The sequence below is a fragment of the Vreelandella sp. V005 genome (assembly GCF_052645115.1).
The window spans coordinates 135,464-155,169 of the sequence record NZ_JBQXYA010000001.1 but is presented as its reverse complement, the minus strand read 5'-3'; the positions used below and the strand labels follow the sequence as shown (position 1 = coordinate 155,169).

Here is a 19,706-nt window from a genome sequence, read left to right as displayed (position 1 = left end):
CTGGTTTCCATTGATCATTCGATAATATCCCCGCGCAGAATGTATTTGCACACCGCCACGGTGCTAATGAAACCTAACATCGCAATTAACAGTGCCGATTCGAAATACGTTTTGCTGTCCAGCCATAACCCCAATAGCACAATCAGGGCAATGGAGTTGACGTACATAGTGTCTAGCGCTAACACGCGGTCAGGCAAGCTGGGACCAACGGTGAGGCGATACAAGTTCATCAGCAGCGCCATCACAACTAACGCCAAGGTGATATAGAGCGCAACACTTAGCATTCGTAAATCTCCTTTAGCGGGCGTTCATAGCGCTCGCGAATCTGTTCAATAAGCGCCTCTTCATCGTCGACGTTCAAAGCGTGAATCAGCAGACTCTTACCATCCATACGCAGGTTGGCTGAAACGGTGCCTGGGGTCAGACTAATCGTGCTGGCCAACAGTGTGATGGTGAATCGTTCCTCTAGGATTAACGGGTATTCGATAAAGTGAGGTTTGAGCTTGCGCCAGGGATTGGCGATTAAATAAGCCACCTCAAAGTTGGCGGTGATGATGTCGCCCAGTACGCGAAAGATAAAACGCAGCAAGGCAATTGGTTTGGCAATGCGAGGGCGGGCGTCCCAAAAGCGGTGGGTCAATAAGGGAATTAAGATTGCTAATGACCCACCCAGTACAAACTGGCCAAACGCATAGCTGCGAACCAGTAACAGCCAAACCAGCAGGAGCAAAAGGGATAAGACAGGTGTGGGTAGCCAGGCACGCGGAGTGATCATTGGGCATCTCCTGCATCAGGTAGAAGCGTACGAATTAGCAGCTGTGGGTTAGCTAACTGATCAGCCGTGGCCTGGGTGTAACTGCTCACTGGCCCAGCCAGTGCCACTAATAGCGGTGCTGCACTAAGCAGCCATACCACCCCAAACCACTGACGACGGGGTAAGGCGCTACCGCTGGTGTTACCACGATGGCTGCGCCAGAACAGCGTAGAGCCTGCCCGTGAAAGTGCCACCAGCGAGGCGAGGCTGGAAAGCAGCAACAGTGGCCAGAGCCAAAGGCGTTGAGTCCCTTCGGCTGCATTCATCATCAATGCCTTGCCGAAGGCGCCGGAGAAGGGCGGTACACCAGCAACCGCAATAGCGCCGATAAAAAACAGCATCGCCAGCGCCGCTCCTTGCACCATCGGGCGGCCTTTCACCAAACGTGTGCCTGCTTTACCACGTTGCAGGCCAATCATTTCTGCTAATAGGAATAGGCCACCGGTAATTAAGGTGGTATGGATTAAATAATAAAGCAGTGCGGAAACGGCCTGGGGCGAGCGCATACCAATACCCGCCAGCAGCGTGCCTACCGACACTAGAACTAAGTAGGCCACTAGCAGACGCAAATCCCGCGCAGCCATGACCCCCACACCCGCCGCGGCCAGAGTGGCAAGCGACAGCCACCAAACCCAGGGGTGTTCCAACGCTTCCAAACCGCCAGCGCTTTCGCCAAAAATGAGCGAATAGACACGCAGAATGGCATAAATACCGACCTTGGTCATGATGGCAAAGAGAGCTGCCACCGGGGCGGGGGCTGACGCGTAGGCTTTAGGTAACCAGAAGTAGAGTGGCAGAATGGCGGCTTTTAAGCCAAAAACAACCAGTAGCATCAGTGCGCCAGCAGTGACCAAACCATCGCGTTCCTCTGGCAGCTCAGCCACCCGGATCGCCATGTCAGCCATATTAAGCGTGCCCGTCGCGCCATAAAGAACCCCCACCGCGATCAGAAACAGCGAAGAACCCGCGAGGTTAAGCACCACATAGTGAACGCTGGCTTGAATACGCGCTTTGCCACCGCCGTGCAGTAATAACGCGTAAGAGGCCAAAAGAAGTACTTCAAAAAAGACGAACAGGTTGAATAAATCGCCGGTCAAGAAAGCGCCGTTAATGCCCAGCAGTTGCCACTGAAATAGACCATGAAAATTGCTGCCTTTTTCATCGTCCCCTGCGCAGGCAAACACCACCACGCCGATGGCGAGTACCGCGGTGACCAGCAGCATAAGCGCTGAGAGACGATCAAGCACGAGCACGATACCAAAAGGCGCCTGCCAATCGCCCAAGGCGTAGTAGGTGATTTCGCCACTGTCTGCCTGGCGTAAGAGGGCTATCGTTACAACCAGCAGTAACACGGTAGCTACAACGCTAACTGCACGTTTGTAGTGCACCAATCCGTGCCGTTGATAGAGTAATAAAATACCTGCTACTAACGGTAAAACCACAGGAAAAACAATCAGGTGTTGCATCATTCGCGATCTTCCTTTTTACCGTCGACGTGGTCGTTGCCCACTTCGCTCCGTGCACGCATCGCTAAAATTACTACAAATGCCGTCATTGCAAAGCCGATTACAATCGCGGTGAGCACTAGCGCTTGGGGTAATGGGTCAGCGTAGCCAGCCTCTTCCGACACGATCGCGGGACCATCGGTCGTTAAACCACCCATCGAAAATAGGAACAAGTTCACTGCATAAGAGAGCAGTGTTAAGCCCACCACGACAGGAAAGGTGCGTCCTCGCAGCGTTAAGTAAAGGCCACAGGCGGTTAGCACACCGGTGGTCATCGCATAGAGCAGTTCCATTAACGAGGCTCCTGAGCAGAAGGGGTGGCAGCGTTAGCATCGGGCTCTTTTTCTGGTGCTTCGGTCACTGGGCGGTGCGCCGTGGTGACTTTGCCAAGATTAGCCAAAATCATCAGCGTGGCGCCTACCACGGCCAAATACACCCCTAAATCAAACAGTAGCGCAGTGGCCAGCTCAAAAGTACCGACCAGCGGAAGGCTGAAATAGCCAAAGGCTGAGGTTAAGAATGGATGGCCAAATAGCCAGCTACCCAGCCCCGTTAAGGTGGCAACAGCTACCCCGATGACGGCCACGGGTTGGAAAGGGAAATCCAGGCGCGCTTGGGCCCATTCAACGCCACGGGCCATATAGAGCAGAATCAGCGCGACAGCGGTAATCAGGCCGGCAATAAAACCGCCCCCCGGCTGGTTGTGCCCACGCAGAAAGATAAACGCAGAAACCAGCAGGGCAAGTGGGAGCAATGTCATTGAAATCGACGTAAGTACCGCTGGGTAGCGATCAGGCGACCATACCCGGCCTTCGCCATCACTATGCGGCATAAACAAACGTAAACGGTTGAGTAGCTTGAAGATTGCCAAGCCAGCGATAGCCAGTACCGTGATTTCACCAAGCGTATCGAAGCCACGGAAATCGACCAAAATAACGTTGACCACGTTATAGCCGCCACCGCCGGGCTTGCTGTTTTCGACGAAGAAATTAGAGATCGACAGCGTATCGCGTGTCATTACCGCATAGTTAAGGCTGGCGATCACCAGCCCCAGCGAGCCTGCGAGCAGCATATCGCGAACATTGCGCAGTGGGCTTGATTCCCGCGGCGTTTTTTGGGGTAAGAAAAAAAGTGCCAGCATGAGCAATATCATGGTGACGACTTCCACCGATAGCTGGGTAAGCGCCAAGTCGGGCGCCGAAAAACGTGCAAAGGTCAGTGCTACAAATAGTCCCACTACCGACAGCATCAGCAGCGAAATTAGCCGGTAGCGGTGAGTGGCGGCGGTCGCGATACCACCAAACATCAGCATGCCAGCGCCGAGAATAAGCACGCCGTCCAGCGGCTGATTACCTGCGCTTCCGGTTAAATTGTTCATCTGCACAAGACCGATGCCACCCATGACGAGTGCCGCCAGCCATAACCAGCCGACATAGCGCTGAAGTGAATTTCCTTCTAATGCGCCAATAATTTGCTCCGCGCGATAACCTATCGAGATAAGGATGCGCTCAAACACCCGGCGTGCATCGACGCCTGCAAACTGCTGGGTAAAGCGACGCACATCAGCATGGCGCCAATAAAGCGCAATGCCGACCACGAAGGCGAGCAAACTCATGATGAGGGGCAAATTCACGCCGTGCCAGATAGCCAAATGGAAATCGAGCGGGCTACCGATAACGGCTTGACTGGCCAGCGATAGCAACCCTGTTGCCATCAAGGCAGGAAACAGGCCGACCACGACGCAGAGAACGACTAAGATTTCAACCGGCAACCGCATTAGGTGCGGTGGCTCATGAGGTGACTTGGGTGGCGTTTCACGAGCGGGTTTAAAGAAAACGGCATGCACCAAACGCAGAGAATAAGCGACGGAAAGTATACCGCCCAGGGCGGCTAACGCGGGCAATAACCAGCTTATACCTCCTAAAACGGGTGTCGCCAGCGATTCAGTAAAAAACATCTCTTTGGATAAGAAACCATTAAATAGCGGTACGCCCGCCATGGCGGCTGCGGCGAGTGTGGTGAGTAGGGCCGTCACCGGCATCGCTTTTTTCAGGCCACCCAGCTGTTTTAGCTCCCGAGTGCCGGCTTCATGGTCGATGATGCCAGCACTCATAAAGAGCGCGGCTTTAAAGGTTGCGTGGTTAAGGATATGGAAGAGGGCGGCCAAAATAGCCATCGGACTGCCAATTCCCAATAGCACGGTAATCAAACCTAAATGGCTAACGGTGGAAAACGCCAAGATGCCCTTGAGATCGGTTTTCACCAATGCAAACCAAGCGCCGTATAGCATCGTTACAATGCCAACCAGTGATACGACAACACTCCATAACTCGCTACCTGCGATAGCAGGGTGTAAGCGAGCCATTAGGAAAATACCGGCTTTAACCATGGTGGCCGAATGCAAATAGGCCGACACCGGGGTCGGCGCTGCCATCGCGTGGGGTAACCAAAAATGAAAAGGAAACTGGGCTGACTTGGTAAAAGCCCCAAGCAGTACCAAGCCGAGCATGATTGGGTAGCGCGGGTCGGCAAGAACAGCGTCGCCACTGGCCAGCACATCGCCCATGTTGAAGCTGCCCGCCATGTCGCCCAGCAGCAGCAAACCTGCCAGCAGCGCAAGGCCGCCCGCACCGGTCACCGTTAGCGCCATGCGGGCGCCTTTACGAGCGTCCGATTGGTGCGACCAAAAGCCAATGAGCAAGAACGATGATAGGCTGGTTAACTCCCAGAATAGCCACAGCAGAATCAGGTTGTCCGACATTGAAATGCCGACCATTGATGCCATAAAAAGCATTAGGAAGGCGTAAAAACGTCCAAAGGGTTCATCTTTCGCTAGGTAGTAATGGGCGTAGAGAATAATTAATAGGCCAATGCCTAAAATCAGTAGATTGAATAGCAGCGTTAGCCCATCTAGGCGAAATGCTAAGTTCAACGCCAACTCCGGCATCCAGGTAGCCGAAAAACGTAGCTGCTCGCCGTCTAACAGTGCAGGCACGTTGAGTAGGGTCATCACTAAAGCGGTAGCGGGCAGCACCGCCGTCGCCATCGAGCAAAAGCGGCGACCACGCTGAGCGGTGAGTACCGGCACCAGTACGCCTAGCAGAGGCAATAAGGCTATCCAAAGCAGTGTCATGGGTGTCCATCCAGCGCTAAAATAAAAGTCAAAAGAGTACCAGCAGGGCGCTTTAAAAGCGTTCTGATGGCTTAGGATACATCAAGTGAAACAAGAGCATATCACTTGTGTAGCATGTGTGTAATTTTAGTATAAAGTTTGCCGGTTAACCTATGAGAGATCTGTCGTTCCATGCGTGAGTCCTTTACTACCTGGCAAGCCCGTTTTGAAAAGCTGCGCTCAAATAAGATTTTCGAGGCGGTCGTTATTTCCATCATCGTGATTTCCGCCCTGGTGATAGGGGCCAAGACTTACGAAGAAACGACTCAAATTGAACAGTGGCTACTCTATCTTGATATCGCAGTAACGATTTTTTTCCTGGTGGAAATATTAATCAGGATGGCGGCTGAACGCACGCTTCTTAGTTTTTTTAAAAAAGGTTGGAACGTTTTTGACTTCCTTATCGTGACAGCCAGCTTAATCCCTATGGATGATTCTGAAATGGTGCTGTTGGCCAGGCTGCTGCGTATTTTCAGGGTGCTGCGTTTAGTGTCGATGATTCCCGAATTGCAGATGCTGCTTGGGGCGTTGGTGAAGTCGGTTCCTCGCATGGGCTATGTCGTGCTGCTGATGTTCATTATTTTTTATATCTACGCCGCCCTGGGTAGCTTTCTCTTTCATAATGTCGATGACTTTTTATGGGGCAATATTTCCGTTTCGATGCTCACGCTGTTCCGTATTGCCACGTTTGAGGATTGGACCGATGTCATGTACGCCACGCAAGAGGTGTACGCGTGGAGCTGGATCTACTATTTAACGTTTATATTTCTGACCGCGTTTATCTTTCTCAATATGATGATTGGTATCGTGCTGGATGTGATGCAAAAAGAGAGCGCCTTACTCGATTTGAGTAACGACGAGGGCGACGCCGCTCAGATGCAGGGGCTGCGCGCCGATGTGCATGATTTACGTGCTCAGCTTGACCGCATGGAAGCAGCACTCGCGCAGTCACGCTCGCCTCGTGCGCCATCCCATCAGGAGATGGGCGGTAACCACATCGAAAAGCCCACAAACGACTAATGCTGGAGAGCTTCCATGATGTTGACTGACCCCGCCAACAAGTACCGCCCCTTTGTGGCCGTTGATTTAGCTGATCGTCAATGGCCGAATCAGCGCATTGAAGCAGCGCCCATATGGTGTAGCGTGGACCTTCGCGACGGCAATCAATCGCTGATCGATCCGATGGATCAGGAGCGCAAACAGCGCTTTTTCGACATGCTGCTGGACGTCGGTTTTAAACAGATCGAAGTCGGTTTTCCCTCTGCCTCGCAAACCGACTTCGATTTTGTGCGCTCGCTGATCGAGCAGAATAAAATTCCCGAGGATGTGACCATTCAAGTGCTGACCCAGGCGCGTCCGCATTTGATCGAGCGCACCTTTGAAGCACTGCAAGGGGCCAAAAACGCCATCGTTCACGTCTATAACGCCACCGACCCTATGTTTCGTCGTGTGGTGTTTAACGTGGATAAAGCGGAGTGCGTTCAGATTGCTATAGAGGCCACTCAACAGATACGCGCGCAGATGGAAGCCGCGCCGGAAACTAACTGGACCTTTCAGTACTCGCCTGAGCTATTCACCACCACCGAGATGGATTTTGCCGTTGAGATCGTTGAAGCGGTCATGGAAGCCTATGGCGCGAGCACTGAAAAACCGATGATCGTGAACCTGCCTGCCACGGTAGAAGTGGCTACGCCCAATAACTATGCCGACCAAATTGAGTGGTTCTGTCGTAACGTTAAACATCGTGGTCATCTGATTGTCAGCGTTCATCCGCATAACGACCGCGGAACGGGCGTGGCGGCGGCAGAGCTCACCCTGATGGCAGGTGCCGACCGTGTAGAGGGCACTCTGTTTGGTAACGGCGAACGTACCGGCAACGTCGATATCGTCACGCTCGCCATGAACATGTATACCCAGGGTGTTCATCCGCAGCTCGATTTTTCCAATATCACCCCGATCATGCGTGAAGTGGAGTACTGCAACCAACTGCCCGTGCATCCGCGCCACCCTTATGTGGGCGATCTGGTGTTCACCGCTTTTTCTGGTTCACATCAGGACGCTATCAAGAAAGGTATGGCCGATCGCCGTGCGAATCCTGACGCCGTGTGGGATGTGCCTTATCTGCCCATCGACCCGCTCGATGTGGGCCGTAGTTACGAAGCCGTTATCCGGGTGAACAGCCAATCGGGTAAAGGCGGTGTTTCTTACCTACTTGAGCAGGAGCATGGCATTGAGTTGCCGCGTCGCCTCTCCATTGAGTTCAGCCAGGTGGTACAGGAAGTGGCTGAACGCACCGGGCGCGAGATCACTTCTCAGATGATCTATCAAGCGTTCGCCGATGAGTATCTGGAGCAGCGGGCCCCCTTTGGGTTGGTGAGTCATCGGCTCTCTTCTGAACCTGACAGCCCCAAAGTGACGCTGGAAGCCATCGTTGAGACAGACGGCAGTCGCCAGACGCTCAGTGGAGAAGGTAATGGCCCGTTAGCCGCCTTTGTCAAAGCGCTGGCCGCCGCCGGGCACGATGTAGAAATCATTGACTACCACGAGCACTCCCGCGGCCAAGGCGCCGATGCCGAGGCAATTGCTTACGTGGAAGTACGTATTGATGGCCAAGCGGTGTTCGGTGTGGGCACCGATGAAAGCATTACCAGTGCTTCCATGAAAGGCGTGCTTAGTGCGATCAATCGCCATCATTCAACACAGCCTGTGGCGGCCAATGTGACAGCAGAAACACTAGGATAACTAGCGGGTTATCCCTTTAACGAGGCGAAAGCAATGCGGCCCTGGCAGATCATAGTGTTGACCGCGGTGGTAATGGCGGGGCTTGCCTCTGCGGTGGCTTCCCACGAACCCTTTGACGCTAAATTGGTGCGATTGGAAGCACAGCGGGCACTGCCCACGCTAAAGGACTCGCTTCAACAGGAAACGCCAGCGATCAACGCGGTTTTCCTCAACTATGCCGAGGATCAGGCGTTATGGATGAGTGCTTCGCTGGCGATTTTGCGGCATGGCGACGTGGCGCGAGATGTGTTGGTAGAGTACGGTCTGCTGCCCCAGTTTCAGCAAGTGCTGATGCGCTTCGGTGCGGATGCGGTGCTACCCATCAGCTACTTCCGTGATCATGATATTGCTACCCTGCGAGCCCAGCACTGGGTTGGGGAGCGCTATCATCAGCTTAGCCGCTGGTGGAGCGATGAGGAGGATGGCGCGGATTCAGCGTTCACCCCTGATCGCCGCGGCCAGATGGGCATTGCCTTGCTGGATGAGAATGGTCACGCGCTGCTTAATCAATTTGTGGTTAGCGAGCAGGGCGAAGTGGTGTGGCTGCAGGGTGAGCGATTAGTGGCGGGCGTGGGCGACTTCTTTACCAGCGGCTTGCGTGATTTGGAAAGCCAGTGGCGACGAGGCGATGACATTGGCGCAAGTGATTTAGGCTGGGCCGGGGTGGACCTGCTGGTGATGGCCAGTACCGTCAAAGTCCTACGGGCGGGAAGGGCTGCTCGTGCTGCGCGGTTGGGTAGCGTTGAAGCACAAGGCGCTCGCGCTGGTTGGCGCCAAGGTCTTGTGGCCACCAGCGGTCGCTTTGCAACCTTGCCCCGGATGGCCAAAGTAGCCGCCGTGGCAGGCACCGTCTATGTCGTGGTTCGTCACCCCAGTTTGGTAAGTGCTTTGGGCGCCAATCTTTCCACGTGGCTGGGTTGGCCAGCATGGGTAGGGCAGTTTGTTATTTGGCTGGTGGTGCTACTGCCGGTCCTGTTCATGGCAAGGTTTATCTATCGCTGGTTACTGACGCCACTGATGTGGCTGCTTATGCCGCTGATGCGCCGCTTGGCGAAAGCGGCGAGCAAAGCGTTAGCCAAGCGCGCTACTAAGCCCGCTGCAAACCTCGAATGAGCGCTTTTCCATCACCCTTCATGCAAACGGGGCGGCCAATAAGGCCGCCCCGTTGATTTTCTATCGATCAAGCATGCCTTTATTCCGGCAATGCGTAAACAGCGACTTGATCGCCTACCTGGTTTTTCAAAATGGTATTCCCGCCGGACACAAAGGCAACGTATTGCCGACCGTCGTACTCATAAACGGCGGGGTTGGAGACGGATGGCGCCTCGCTCTGATCCGACCAGAGCTCTTCACCGGTCTCAAGAGAGTAAGCGCGTACTTTGGCGTCCATGGAGGCACCGATAAAGATAACATTGCCTGCGGTCACCGCGGGGCCGCCAATGGTAGGAGAGCCCCAGCTTTCCGGCATGTAGAAGCCGTACTGCTGCGAAGCACCCAGCGGACGGCGCCATTTGATATCGCCGGTGGTCATGTCGAGCGCCACGAGTTCACCAAACGGCGGCTCCCAGCAGGGCATTCCCAGCCGGTTGAGAGCAACCTCTAAGCGCATGCCGTAGGGCGCCCCTTCCTGAGAGGCAAAGCCGCTCTCGTTGCCAGATGCTCTATTGGCTGACTCGTAAAGCTCACGGCCATAAAGCCTGACGTGCTGAACGATATGTGACGTATTGACCACCGCTGTCTGACTCTCTGGATCGAAGGCTACGCCGCCCCACTGCACCCCCCCTGCGCTGATAGGGAAGCCTAGCGTCCCTTCCCCTTCGGTAGTGGGCGGGGTGTACATGCCTTCATAGTGAAGGTCTTCCCAAAGGGCGGAACACTGACCGAAGCTAACCGCGTCGGCCAGGGCCCACACCTTGGGCTTCTCTGACTGATCCATCAACGGCGCCGGTTTAGTCGGGAACGGTTGAGTAGGCGCATAGACTTCCCCCTCAACGGAGCCGTCACCAGCCGGAACCGGCCGTTCTTCAATCGGCCAGACATCTTCACCTGTTTCGCGGTTGACCACAAACAGGAAGCCCATCTTGGTCGCCTGGATCAGTGCCGGTATCTCTTCACCATCGACCGTAATATCCATGAGCGTGGGCGCAGAATTAATATCGTAATCCCAGATGTCGTGATGAACCCACTGACGGGACCAGACCACTTCGCCCGTTTCAATATCAAGGGCAGTGGTTGACGTACCGAGAGGGACTTCTTCAGTGCGGTTACCGCCCCAGTAGTTAGGCGAGGGTGACGACACTGGGAGGTAAACCAAGCCGAGCTCTTCGTCGGCAGACATATGTGTCCACACATTGGCGGTACCGCTCTGCTCACGCATCTGATCGCTCAGTGCCTGGAATGTCCATTCAAGTTCGCCGGTGCGAGCATTGATGGAAAAGACGGTGCCAGGGGGCGCCTCTTCATAGGCCCAATCCATGCCCGCCCAACCCAGAATCAGGCGATCTCCCACCACGGTAGGTGGCTGCAGCAGCGACAACGGCCACTTGTCGTTGGTGTCGTTCCACTGATTAACATTGAGCACACCGTTATCAGCAAATCCTTGGCACGGCTCGCCGCTGTCGGCGTCGACCGCAAACAGTCGCGCATCCATGGTGCCCATGTAGATGATTTTCTGGCAGGACTCGCCAGCCACCGGATCATCGGCCTCCCAGTAAGACACACCGCGATTCTTCAAGGCAGGCTGGGTGAGTGCCTCAAGAGAGGACTGAGTGTCGAAACTCCATTTTTCTTCCCCACTCGCTGGATCCAGCGCGATAATCCGATAGAACGGCGTGCCGATGTAGAGCGTGTCGTTGGCAAAGACAGGGGTTGCTGACCATACCGTCGCCGGTAAATCACCCGAACCATCGGCAACATCGCCGGTATGGATTTCCCACACCTTCTCTAACTCGCCGACATTATCGGCGTTAATCTGATTCAGCGGGCTATACTTTTGCGCGTTGAGCTGGCCATGAAAGCTATCCCAGATGGGCTCGCCAGGCACCAGCGGGATAGGTGCAGTGTTGGTTGCCTCTGCCTCACTGTTTGCCGGACTATTTTCCGGCTCATCTTGCGGTTCTTGTGCCAGTAACGGCATGGGGGATAAGCAGAGCACCAGCGCAGTGGCCGTGCGCCAGCTCAGCGTGGCAGGCGTAAAATGAGGGCGTTTAGCAAATGAAAAATTTGGCATCGTCGGCTCCTCAGGCATGGGCAGGTTGGACATGGTGCGCAGGACGAACCATATCAAGTATCAGGCCGATGAAACCGACCCCCATCGCTGCGCAGATCCACCACTGGTGCAGTAACAACCCTGCTAAGAATGTACCAACGAGCCCCAGTAGGATGAGAGCGCGTAACAGGATGGCCGCTTTTTTGTGTTTGATGCCTGCAAGAAGGAGCGCCATTACCCCGAGAGCGAGGCAGGCCAAAATGGCTACCAGGGCGCCAAGTGTTCCGGTCACGCCAGTGAGGGGCACAAAATAGGCATAGAGAGCGATAGCGAGCCCAGCGAGCGAGGCAATCAATAGCACTATTGCCCCCAGCCGGGTCGGACGTAATGTCGACATAGCGTTATTTCCTCCTTGAAATTTTCAGGATAGTAAGGCGAGCGCCTCACCACAAAGTAATTAGCCCTATAACGTTAGCAGATAACGATGGATTTTTGGCACGTAAGCGCCAATGAAAAAAAATAGAAAATCCACTTCGGACGTCAACAAACACGATGACGCCCCCGTGGGTCTTTGAAATGCTTCCGGCACCTGAAGCGGTATCAATTTTGCTGCACGCGATGGGACTTAATGCTTAGTAGGAGCAAGCAACTCAGCGCTTCCAATTGGACAAACGCCTGTCGCATAACTAGGTGTAGACGGCGGTTACCTTCAACAGCCTTGTGAGATCCTCAGCGGTTAAGTTGTACAGGCTAATAGGGAACATGATTTGACGAAAGCCAGAAGCTTTGAGCGATCCTACAAAGGCGTTTTGCTCATCCTCCCAGGCACTTCGCGCACCAGCCGGGGCATTAAAAATCCGGGTAAGTGTTCCAGCAGCGCTTGAACGAGCGTTTGGGCCTCATGATCGGGTACGTCAAAGTGGGCGGCGCCCTGGACCGGGTCGAGTACGTGCAGGTAGTAGGGCATTACGCCTGCCTCAAATAGCCGTTCCGAGAGGCTCGCCAGCGCTGGCACATTGTCATTGATGCCCCTTAATAGAACGCTCTGGTTTAGCAGCGTGGCGCCAGCCTGCTTTAAGCGCGTGCAGGCATCCACCACGGCCTGATCGATTTCATTGGCGTGGTTGATATGCAGTACGACGACTTTCTGTAAGTGGGTGCTGCCTAGCCAGCCGAGCAGGGCCTCATCCACGCGATCAGGAATGACCACAGGCAGGCGAGTGTGGATACGCAGCCGTTTCAGGTGAGGGATGCTTTCCAGCTGTTCGACCAGCCAGTCAAGCTGGCGGTCGTTGGAAGCCAACGGGTCGCCGCCGGAAAGAATCGCCTCGTTAATGGAGGTATCTTCACGCAGGTAATCCAGTGCTTCCTGCCATTGGGCACGAGAGGGTGAGTTCTCGCTGTAGGGGAAGTGGCGGCGAAAACAGTAACGGCAGTTGATGGCGCAAGCGGGGCTGGCAATCAGCAGTACGCGATTGGCATACTTATGGATCAGGCCTTTGACAGGACGATGATCGGCCTCTTCAAGCGGGTCGGTCACATACCCAGGCGTTGCGTCGGTTTCCTCTCCAAGAGGCAGTACTTGTAGAAGCAGAGGGTCATTAGGATCGTTGGGTACAATACGCGCCAGATAAGCGTCGGGTACGCAGATCTCAAAGAGCTGATGCCCAGCGTCGGCACCGGCAAGCCACGCCTGGCTTAAGCCAAGGCGCTCACACAGCACGGCGGGGTCGCGAATCGCCTGGGAAAGCTGCTGCTGCCAGGCGCTAGGCATCTGGGCAGCGGCCTGCTTAGCAGCGATAATGATGTTCTCCTGCAAAAAGCCCTCCTTCGGGTTATCATGCGCGCACTTATGGGATGAAGTTATTAACGGCGAAGCACGGCTTCGCGCATTACGTTGCTGAAATTAAACATTGAGAGGCTTTATGGCGAACTATTCTACCAATGAATTCAAAGGCGGTTTGAAAGTAATGCTTGATGGCGACCCTTGTTCGATCGTTGAGAACGAACTGGTGAAGCCGGGTAAGGGGCAGGCATTCAACCGTGTGAAGCTGCGTAACCTGATGACGGGCCGTGTCGGTGAGCGTACGTTCAAGTCGGGTGACTCGTTGGAAGGTGCCGATGTCATGGATCTGGAGATGGAGTACCTCTACACCGATGGTGACATGTGGCACTTCATGAAGACCGATGGCTCCTTTGAACAGTACGCGGTAGAGAAAAAAGCCCTAAGTGATACCGAAAAATGGCTCAAAGAGCAGGTGCCTTATACCATCACGTTGTGGAATGATAAGGCTATTTCAGTAACGCCGCCCAACTTTATTGAATTGGAAGTGGTTGAAACTGATCCAGGTTTAAAAGGCGACACGGCGCAGGGGGGCTCCAAGCCTGCTACGCTATCTTCTGGTGCCGTGGTACGCGTACCGCTATTTATCAATCAGGGTGAAGTGCTGAAAATTGATACGCGCAGTGGCGAATACGTCTCGCGTGCGTAGTTAATTGCCACTTCTGCTGAAGTCGTAATGATGGCCACGCATTTTGCGTGGCCATTTTTTGCTGAGCAAGTATTGCAAAGCAAGCATTGACTACCCAACGTATTTCCAGAAACTGGTTTCAAAAAAAGCTTGTCTAAGGAGTAGTGATGGCCATTGATTGGCAACCCTCGGCGTCGATTGAAACGCTCCGCGAGCGTGCGCGGTTAATGGCCAAAGTGCGGGCATTTTTTGCCCAGCGTGATGTGCTAGAAGTGGAAACACCTGTGTTGGGGCAGGGCGGCAGCACCGACGTGCATTTGGTCTCGCTATCGACGCTTGCCCGCACCGACAAAGGTCAGCGTAAACTCTGGCTGCAAACCTCGCCTGAATTTCATATGAAGCGTCTGCTCGCTGCTGGTAGTGGCCCTATTTTTCAGCTCGCCAAAAGCTTTCGCGATGGTGAAGTAGGGGGGCGCCACAATATCGAGTTCACCATGTTGGAGTGGTACCGGCCGCAGTTTACCTTAGACAAGCTGATTAATGAGACGGCTACCCTGGTCATGTCGCTGCTTCCCAGTTTCCCAGGCCCAGTCGTGCATTACCGCTACCGAGAACTTTTCCATACCCACCTAGAGGTGGACCCCTTTAACACGTCGCTGGAAAAGCTGCGATTGATTGCCGCCGAGCGGGCGCAAATGTCTGCACAATCGTTGGCCGGTGAGGGCCGCGATACCTGTCTTGACCTGCTCATGAGCATGGTGATCGAGCCACAGTTAGGCCAGCATGAACTGAGTGTGGTGGTCGATTACCCCACCAGCCAGGCCGCGCTGGCACAACGCCACCAGGATGCGGAGGGGGAGTGGGTGGCTTCACGCTTCGAGCTCTACCTGAATGGTATTGAGCTGGCCAACGGCTATCAAGAATTGACCGATGCCGCTGAACAGCGTAAACGATTTACAGACGACAACGCCGAGCGTCGCCGCTTGGGCTTGCCGGAAGTGAGCATTGACGAGCGTTTGTTGGCTGCGCTGGAGCACGGCATGCCAGCCGGTGCGGGCGTGGCGCTGGGGATTGATCGCCTCATCCAACTGGCGCTAGGCAAAGCACGCCTGGAAGACGTGCTCGCCTTTTCTACGCCTCGCTGCTAAACCGCTGTGTCGCTTGTGAGGGGCGCATCGCTATCAGGGGTGGGAGAATCAATATTGCCCAGCGATTGCCCCATGCTGACCATGACACCTTTAGGGTAGTCAGCAAAGTTAACCGGTTTGGTAAAGCACATCACGACGGTAGAACCCAGTTTGAAGCGACCCATTTCGGCGCCTTTTTCCAGCGTGATGGGTTGCCCAAACTGCATACGTTGAGGCTGGCCAGCCAGCGGCGTTACCTGGCCCGACCAGACAGTCTCAATGGCCGCGACGATCATCGCGCCCACCAATACCATCGCCATGGGGCCGTGCTCAGTATCAAAGATACACACCAGCCGCTCGTTGCGGGCAAACAGGCCCGGGACATAGTTGGCAGTGGCTTGGTTGACCGAGAAGAGCCTGCCCGGCACATAGATCATTTCTCTCAGCGTGCCGGTCACCGGCATGTGCACACGGTGGTAATCCCGTGGGGAGAGATACACCGTGGCAAAACTGCCGCCGAGAAACTCCTCTGCCAGGCTGGTATCGCCGCCCAGCAGCGTTTGCGCGGAGTAAGTGTGGCCCTTTGCCTGAACCAGTTGGCCGGCTTGCAAGCGCCCATATTGCGAAAGCGTGCCATCGGCAGGGCTCAATATTCCCTCGCCTAATGGGCGTGCATCGGTTTTTAACGCGCGGGTAAAGAAGGCGTTAAACGTTGCGTAGGCGCTGGGGTCAGGCTCCAGCGCCTGGCTCATGTCGACATTGAAGTGTTTGATAAAGGCGTTAATCAGGGGGCTTTTTACCCAGCGGTTATCACACTCGCCAAACTTACCCGTCAGACGCGATAGTGTGTGCTGGGGCAATGGGTATTGAAGTAGCGAAAAAGCTTTTTGGGAAAGAGTCACAGTAATATTTTCACTTCTCTATCGGGGTGTCGTCGCGGTTGCCCCATTCGCCCCAGGAGCCCGCATAGCCGCGCATCGTAAAGCCTAGCGCTTTGCCTACCAACCAGGTAAAGCTGCTGCGGTGGTGGCTTTGGCAATGGGTAGCGATTTCCATGTCGGGGGTCAGGCCTAGGGCGCCCAGTTCGGTGATGAGCTCGGCGTAATCGCGAATGCGAAGCGCGCGCTGGCGATCCATGGCGTGGAGCCAGTCCATATTGACCGCCCCCGGAATATGCCCGAGGTATTTGTTGTTGCCTCGAACACCCTCGTACTCCTCCTTGGAGCGCGCATCCCATACCGCGAACTGTTTATCGTCCAGCTTTTCTTTGATCTCTTCGCAGGTGATCAGTGTCTGGGGATTGAGAATTTCAGCTTGATAGTCGCTCTGGGTGGGGGCGGTAGGCTCGGTGCTCTCACTTAGGCCTGCCGCGCGCCACGCGTGTATGCCGCCATTCAAATAGGAGTAACGTGTATGGCCGATGAGCTCTAATGTCCACAACAGGCGTGCCGCCCAGCCACCGCCTTCGTCATCGTAGGCCACTATGTGGGTGTCGCGGGTCAGCCCTAATGCGCTGAACAGGCGCGAAAGTGCTTCTACGCTGGGCACGTCACTGGGTACCGGCCCTTCGCCACGCATCAAGTAGCGGAAGTCGAGGAAAATAGCACCTGGCACGTGGCCCTGACGGTAGCTGTCGCCGTTGACCGGTACATCGATAATCAGCAGTTGGGGATCATCTAAATGGGCCTGCAGCTGCTCTGGTTCAATAATCAGCGGTAGAAGGTTGACTTCCGACGACTGGTTTTCAGTGCTCATGGGTAACTCCTGTCAACGTTAGCCGTCCAAGCTATCAAGAATACGTCGATAGCTGGCAAAGCGTGCTGGATGAATCTTGCCTGCCTCAACCGCCGCGAGTAAAGCGCAACCGGGCTCATTACGGTGGCGACAGTCACGGAAGCGGCAGTGGCCAAGGTAGTCGTGAAATTCGATAAACCCGTCGGTGACTTCCTGCTCATTGAGATGAACTAAACCGAATTCGCGAATACCCGGTGAGTCGATGACATCGCCATCAGCTACCTCGGCGCGGCTCATCGTGTAGAGGCGCGCCGTGGTGGTGGTATGCGTGCCCTTGCGAGAGTCTTCTGACAGCGCGCCAATGCGCAGGGTTTCATCCGGTAGCAGCAAGTCGATCAACGAAGACTTGCCAACCCCGCTCTGGCCAACGAATACCGACGTTCGCCCCTCAAGCTGGTGGCGCAGCTCATCTAGCCCGGTGGCGGTGGCGGTAGTAGTACGTACTACGGTGTAACCCAAATCGCGATAACGCTCCAGCAGCTTGCCTAGCTCGCCACCATCTTCGGGTAGTAAGTCGGTTTTATTGAGTACCAGCACCGGCGCTATGCCGGTGGCTTCGGCGGCGACCAGATAGCGATCGATAAGGTTAGCGTGAGGTGCGGGCTCCACTGCGAACACGATCAATAATTGATCGATATTGGCGGCCACTGGCTTTAACTGGCCACGGGCATCGGGGCGTTTAAGCACGCTTTCACGCTCTTCACGAGCCACCACTACGCCAGAACCTTCCTGCCCGGCACGCCATATGACCCGGTCGCCGGTGACTAAGCCGTCCAGGTTGGCGCGTAGGTGGCAGCGCACCGGTTCATTATCGCTATTACGTACTTCCAGGGTGCGGCCAAAGTGAGCAACTACACGGCCCGGCTGTTCGGCGCCGTATTCACCAGCGGCGAGTTTTTCAGCGTCCTGGACATCACGCTTTTCAGCGCGCTGAGCCCGTTCCGCCTGGACTTTCTCGACGCGCCATTGCTGCTGACGACTTAATTTACGTTTGCTCATGACCACCTGATGCTCGGTACAATAGAGGCCATTGTACCTACCAAGTAGCCAAGCTGTCCTGTATAGCTGCTTGGTAAGCCTATTTAAGGCACACTGACAGGCTATTAATAGCCAACATGGGCAAAAAGGATAACGGTAATGAGCAACGATACGACAGCGGCGATGGCGCCACGGGATGATCTGCTGGTCTGGATTGATCTGGAAATGACGGGGCTCGATCCTAATAAGGAGCGCATCATCGAGGTGGCAACGCTGATTACCGATGCAGACTTAAACGTGGTCGCCGAGGGTCCGATCATTGCGGTGAAGCAGCCCGATAGCCTGCTGGCACAAATGGACGACTGGAATCAGAAAACCCACGGCGAGTCGGGCTTGGTCGCCCGTGTCAAATCCAGTCATATGGAAACGGCTGAAGCCGAGCAGCAAACTCTGGCATTTTTGCAACAGTACGCGGTGGCGGGCTCCTCACCCATGTGTGGCAACAGCATCCACCAGGATCGGCGCTTTTTAGAGCGTGAAATGCCTGCGCTACTCGACTTTTTTCACTACCGAAATCTCGATGTGTCGACTTTGAAAGAAGTGGCTAAACGCTGGAACCCCGGCGCGCTGGCAGGCTTTCAAAAACGTAACGTGCATTTGGCGATGGACGATATTAAAGAGTCGATTGCCGAGCTTGCGCACTACCGCAGCACATTTTTGCGCGTTGAGCAGGAAAGCGACGAAGAAGAGTAAAGCGGTTAAGACATATCGGTGGCAATACGCCTGCCGCGCTTGAGGCGCTGTTCCTCAAGCGCCCAGGCGACGTGCTCACGCACCAGTGCGCTTGGGTAGGCGCGGCGCGCCCAAAGCGCGGCTTCTACGGCATCGCTCCAGGCCGCGTTGCCCAGGCCAATGGCGAGATTGCGCAACCAGCGTTCATAGCCGATTCGGCGTATGGGGCTGCCAGCGGTTTTATCCAGAAATTCCGCCTCGCTCCAGGAGAACAGGCTGATTAACGAGGCACGATCCAGATCGTGGCGTGGGGCAAAATCATCTTCCTGGGTAGTGCGGGTAAAGCGCGTAAAAGGGCAGACCAGCTGGCAGTCATCGCAGCCATAAATGCGGTTGCCCATGGCGCGGCGGTACTCGACGGGGATGGCGCCGTGTAGTTCGATGGTCAGATACGAAATGCACTTGCGCGAGTCGACCACCTTGTCATCAACAATGGCGCCGGTAGGGCAGGCGGTACGACACGCGCTGCAACTGCCGCAGTGCTCTTGCTCAAACGGCGCGTCGATTGGCAGGGGAAGGTCGGTATAAAGTTCACCCAGAAAAAACAGTGAGCCTGCTTTTGGATTCAGCAGCATCGCGTTCTTGCCGAACCAGCCTAATCCGGCCTTTTGCGCTAAGGCGCGCTCCATGACGGGGGCAGAGTCTACAAAAGCGCGGTAGCCAAAAGGCCCGACTTCTTGTTCAATTTTTTTTGCTAATAGGGCTAACCGTTTGCGTATTAGCTTGTGATAATCACGCCCGAGAGCGTAGCGGGAAACATAGGCGCGGTTGGGTTGGCCCAGTACCTTGGTGCTTTCCACCTCAGCGGGAAGATAATCTATGCGCACGCTGATAATGCGCTGTGTGCCGGGTTCCAGCTCCGCCGGGCGGGTACGCTTCGTACCGTGCTTGGCCATAAAGCCCATTTCACCGTGGTAGCCCTTTTCAAGCCACGTATCGAGATGGGCCTCATGGGCCGACAGCTCAGTATCGGTAATGCCGACCTGCTGAAAGCCCAGCTCTCGCCCCCAGGTTTTAATCAGGTCGGCAAGGTGGGCAATTTTCTGGTCAGTCATTGCACGATG

At 55.1% G+C, this 19,706-nt stretch carries 18 protein-coding genes; 6 read left to right on the top strand and 12 right to left on the bottom strand.

Annotation, left to right across the window (positions count from 1 at the left end; translation table 11 throughout):
- Positions 1-14: 14 nt before the first annotated feature.
- The 5 genes from ACUN8H_RS00730 to ACUN8H_RS00710 are packed head-to-tail and all read right to left on the bottom strand — an operon-like array spanning position 15 to position 5,452.
- A complete protein-coding gene (locus tag ACUN8H_RS00730; protein ID WP_445530287.1) occupies positions 15-284 on the bottom strand; it encodes a K+/H+ antiporter subunit F in 270 nt (89 codons plus the stop codon).
- On the bottom strand, positions 278-775 hold the full coding sequence (locus ACUN8H_RS00725) for a Na+/H+ antiporter subunit E (protein ID WP_445530286.1): 498 nt from the start codon (positions 773-775) through the stop codon (positions 278-280). Before ACUN8H_RS00725 ends, ACUN8H_RS00730 begins: the two co-directional genes overlap by 7 nt.
- Positions 772-2,283 (bottom strand): monovalent cation/H+ antiporter subunit D, encoded by a 1,512-nt coding sequence (locus ACUN8H_RS00720; protein WP_445530285.1) that lies wholly within the window; start codon positions 2,281-2,283, stop codon positions 772-774. The genes ACUN8H_RS00725 and ACUN8H_RS00720 overlap by 4 nt, the downstream gene beginning before the upstream one ends.
- Positions 2,280-2,612: a Na+/H+ antiporter subunit C gene (locus ACUN8H_RS00715; protein ID WP_445530284.1), complete on the bottom strand. Its 333-nt coding sequence runs from the start codon at positions 2,610-2,612 to the stop codon at positions 2,280-2,282. Before ACUN8H_RS00715 ends, ACUN8H_RS00720 begins: the two co-directional genes overlap by 4 nt.
- Positions 2,612-5,452 carry a monovalent cation/H+ antiporter subunit A gene (locus tag ACUN8H_RS00710; protein ID WP_445530283.1) on the bottom strand — a complete coding sequence of 947 codons (2,841 nt, stop codon included), beginning with the start codon at positions 5,450-5,452 and terminating at the stop codon, positions 2,612-2,614. The genes ACUN8H_RS00715 and ACUN8H_RS00710 overlap by 1 nt, the downstream gene beginning before the upstream one ends.
- Before the next feature lie 171 nt (positions 5,453-5,623).
- Here ACUN8H_RS00710 and ACUN8H_RS00705 point away from each other — a divergent pair, with 171 nt between their 5' ends.
- The 3 genes from ACUN8H_RS00705 to ACUN8H_RS00695 are packed head-to-tail and all read left to right on the top strand — an operon-like array spanning position 5,624 to position 9,385.
- Entirely contained in the window at positions 5,624-6,511 is an 888-nt protein-coding gene (locus ACUN8H_RS00705; RefSeq protein WP_445530282.1) for an ion transporter, read from the top strand.
- A gap of 15 nt (positions 6,512-6,526) precedes the next feature.
- Positions 6,527-8,233, top strand: coding sequence for a 2-isopropylmalate synthase (gene leuA / locus ACUN8H_RS00700; RefSeq protein ID WP_445530281.1), 1,707 nt, complete (start codon positions 6,527-6,529; stop codon positions 8,231-8,233).
- Between the two features lie 33 nt (positions 8,234-8,266).
- Positions 8,267-9,385 (top strand): hypothetical protein, encoded by a 1,119-nt coding sequence (locus ACUN8H_RS00695; RefSeq protein ID WP_445530280.1) that lies wholly within the window; start codon positions 8,267-8,269, stop codon positions 9,383-9,385.
- A 79-nt stretch (positions 9,386-9,464) separates the two neighbouring features.
- Here the strand turns inward: ACUN8H_RS00695 and ACUN8H_RS00690 are convergent, their stop codons facing one another.
- From ACUN8H_RS00690 to epmB, 3 genes are all read right to left on the bottom strand, one after another.
- Positions 9,465-11,501: a pyrroloquinoline quinone-dependent dehydrogenase gene (locus tag ACUN8H_RS00690; protein ID WP_445530279.1), complete on the bottom strand. Its 2,037-nt coding sequence runs from the start codon at positions 11,499-11,501 to the stop codon at positions 9,465-9,467.
- 10 nt (positions 11,502-11,511) lie between these two features.
- On the bottom strand, positions 11,512-11,877 hold the full coding sequence (locus tag ACUN8H_RS00685) for a hypothetical protein (protein WP_445530278.1): 366 nt from the start codon (positions 11,875-11,877) through the stop codon (positions 11,512-11,514).
- Positions 11,878-12,276: 399 nt separating this feature from the next.
- Positions 12,277-13,299 carry an EF-P beta-lysylation protein EpmB gene (gene epmB / locus ACUN8H_RS00680; protein WP_445530277.1) on the bottom strand — a complete coding sequence of 341 codons (1,023 nt, stop codon included), beginning with the start codon at positions 13,297-13,299 and terminating at the stop codon, positions 12,277-12,279.
- A 106-nt stretch (positions 13,300-13,405) separates the two neighbouring features.
- Here epmB and efp point away from each other — a divergent pair, with 106 nt between their 5' ends.
- Both efp and epmA read left to right on the top strand, forming a co-directional pair.
- A complete protein-coding gene (efp, locus tag ACUN8H_RS00675) occupies positions 13,406-13,972 on the top strand; it encodes an elongation factor P (protein ID WP_445530276.1) in 567 nt (188 codons plus the stop codon).
- A 146-nt stretch (positions 13,973-14,118) separates the two neighbouring features.
- Positions 14,119-15,099, top strand: a complete 981-nt coding sequence (gene epmA / locus ACUN8H_RS00670; protein ID WP_445530275.1) for an EF-P lysine aminoacylase EpmA — start codon at positions 14,119-14,121, stop codon at positions 15,097-15,099.
- On the opposite strand, the gene asd is transcribed toward epmA, so the two are convergent.
- Genes asd through rsgA form a run of 3 tightly spaced genes read right to left on the bottom strand, consistent with a single transcriptional unit; the run spans position 15,096 to position 17,871 of the window.
- A complete protein-coding gene (asd, locus tag ACUN8H_RS00665; RefSeq protein ID WP_445530274.1) occupies positions 15,096-15,980 on the bottom strand; it encodes an archaetidylserine decarboxylase in 885 nt (294 codons plus the stop codon). The genes epmA and asd overlap by 4 nt on opposite strands.
- A 10-nt stretch (positions 15,981-15,990) precedes the next feature.
- Positions 15,991-16,833: a sulfurtransferase gene (locus ACUN8H_RS00660; protein ID WP_445530273.1), complete on the bottom strand. Its 843-nt coding sequence runs from the start codon at positions 16,831-16,833 to the stop codon at positions 15,991-15,993.
- Between the two features lie 18 nt (positions 16,834-16,851).
- Positions 16,852-17,871: a small ribosomal subunit biogenesis GTPase RsgA gene (rsgA, locus tag ACUN8H_RS00655; RefSeq protein WP_445530272.1), complete on the bottom strand. Its 1,020-nt coding sequence runs from the start codon at positions 17,869-17,871 to the stop codon at positions 16,852-16,854.
- Positions 17,872-18,009: 138 nt separating this feature from the next.
- On the opposite strand from rsgA, the gene orn reads away from it, so the two are divergent.
- Positions 18,010-18,603: an oligoribonuclease gene (orn, locus tag ACUN8H_RS00650; protein ID WP_445530271.1), complete on the top strand. Its 594-nt coding sequence runs from the start codon at positions 18,010-18,012 to the stop codon at positions 18,601-18,603.
- A 5-nt stretch (positions 18,604-18,608) separates the two neighbouring features.
- On the opposite strand, the gene queG is transcribed toward orn, so the two are convergent.
- Positions 18,609-19,697, bottom strand: a complete 1,089-nt coding sequence (queG, locus tag ACUN8H_RS00645) for a tRNA epoxyqueuosine(34) reductase QueG (protein WP_445531062.1) — start codon at positions 19,695-19,697, stop codon at positions 18,609-18,611.
- Positions 19,698-19,706 lie beyond the last annotated feature (9 nt).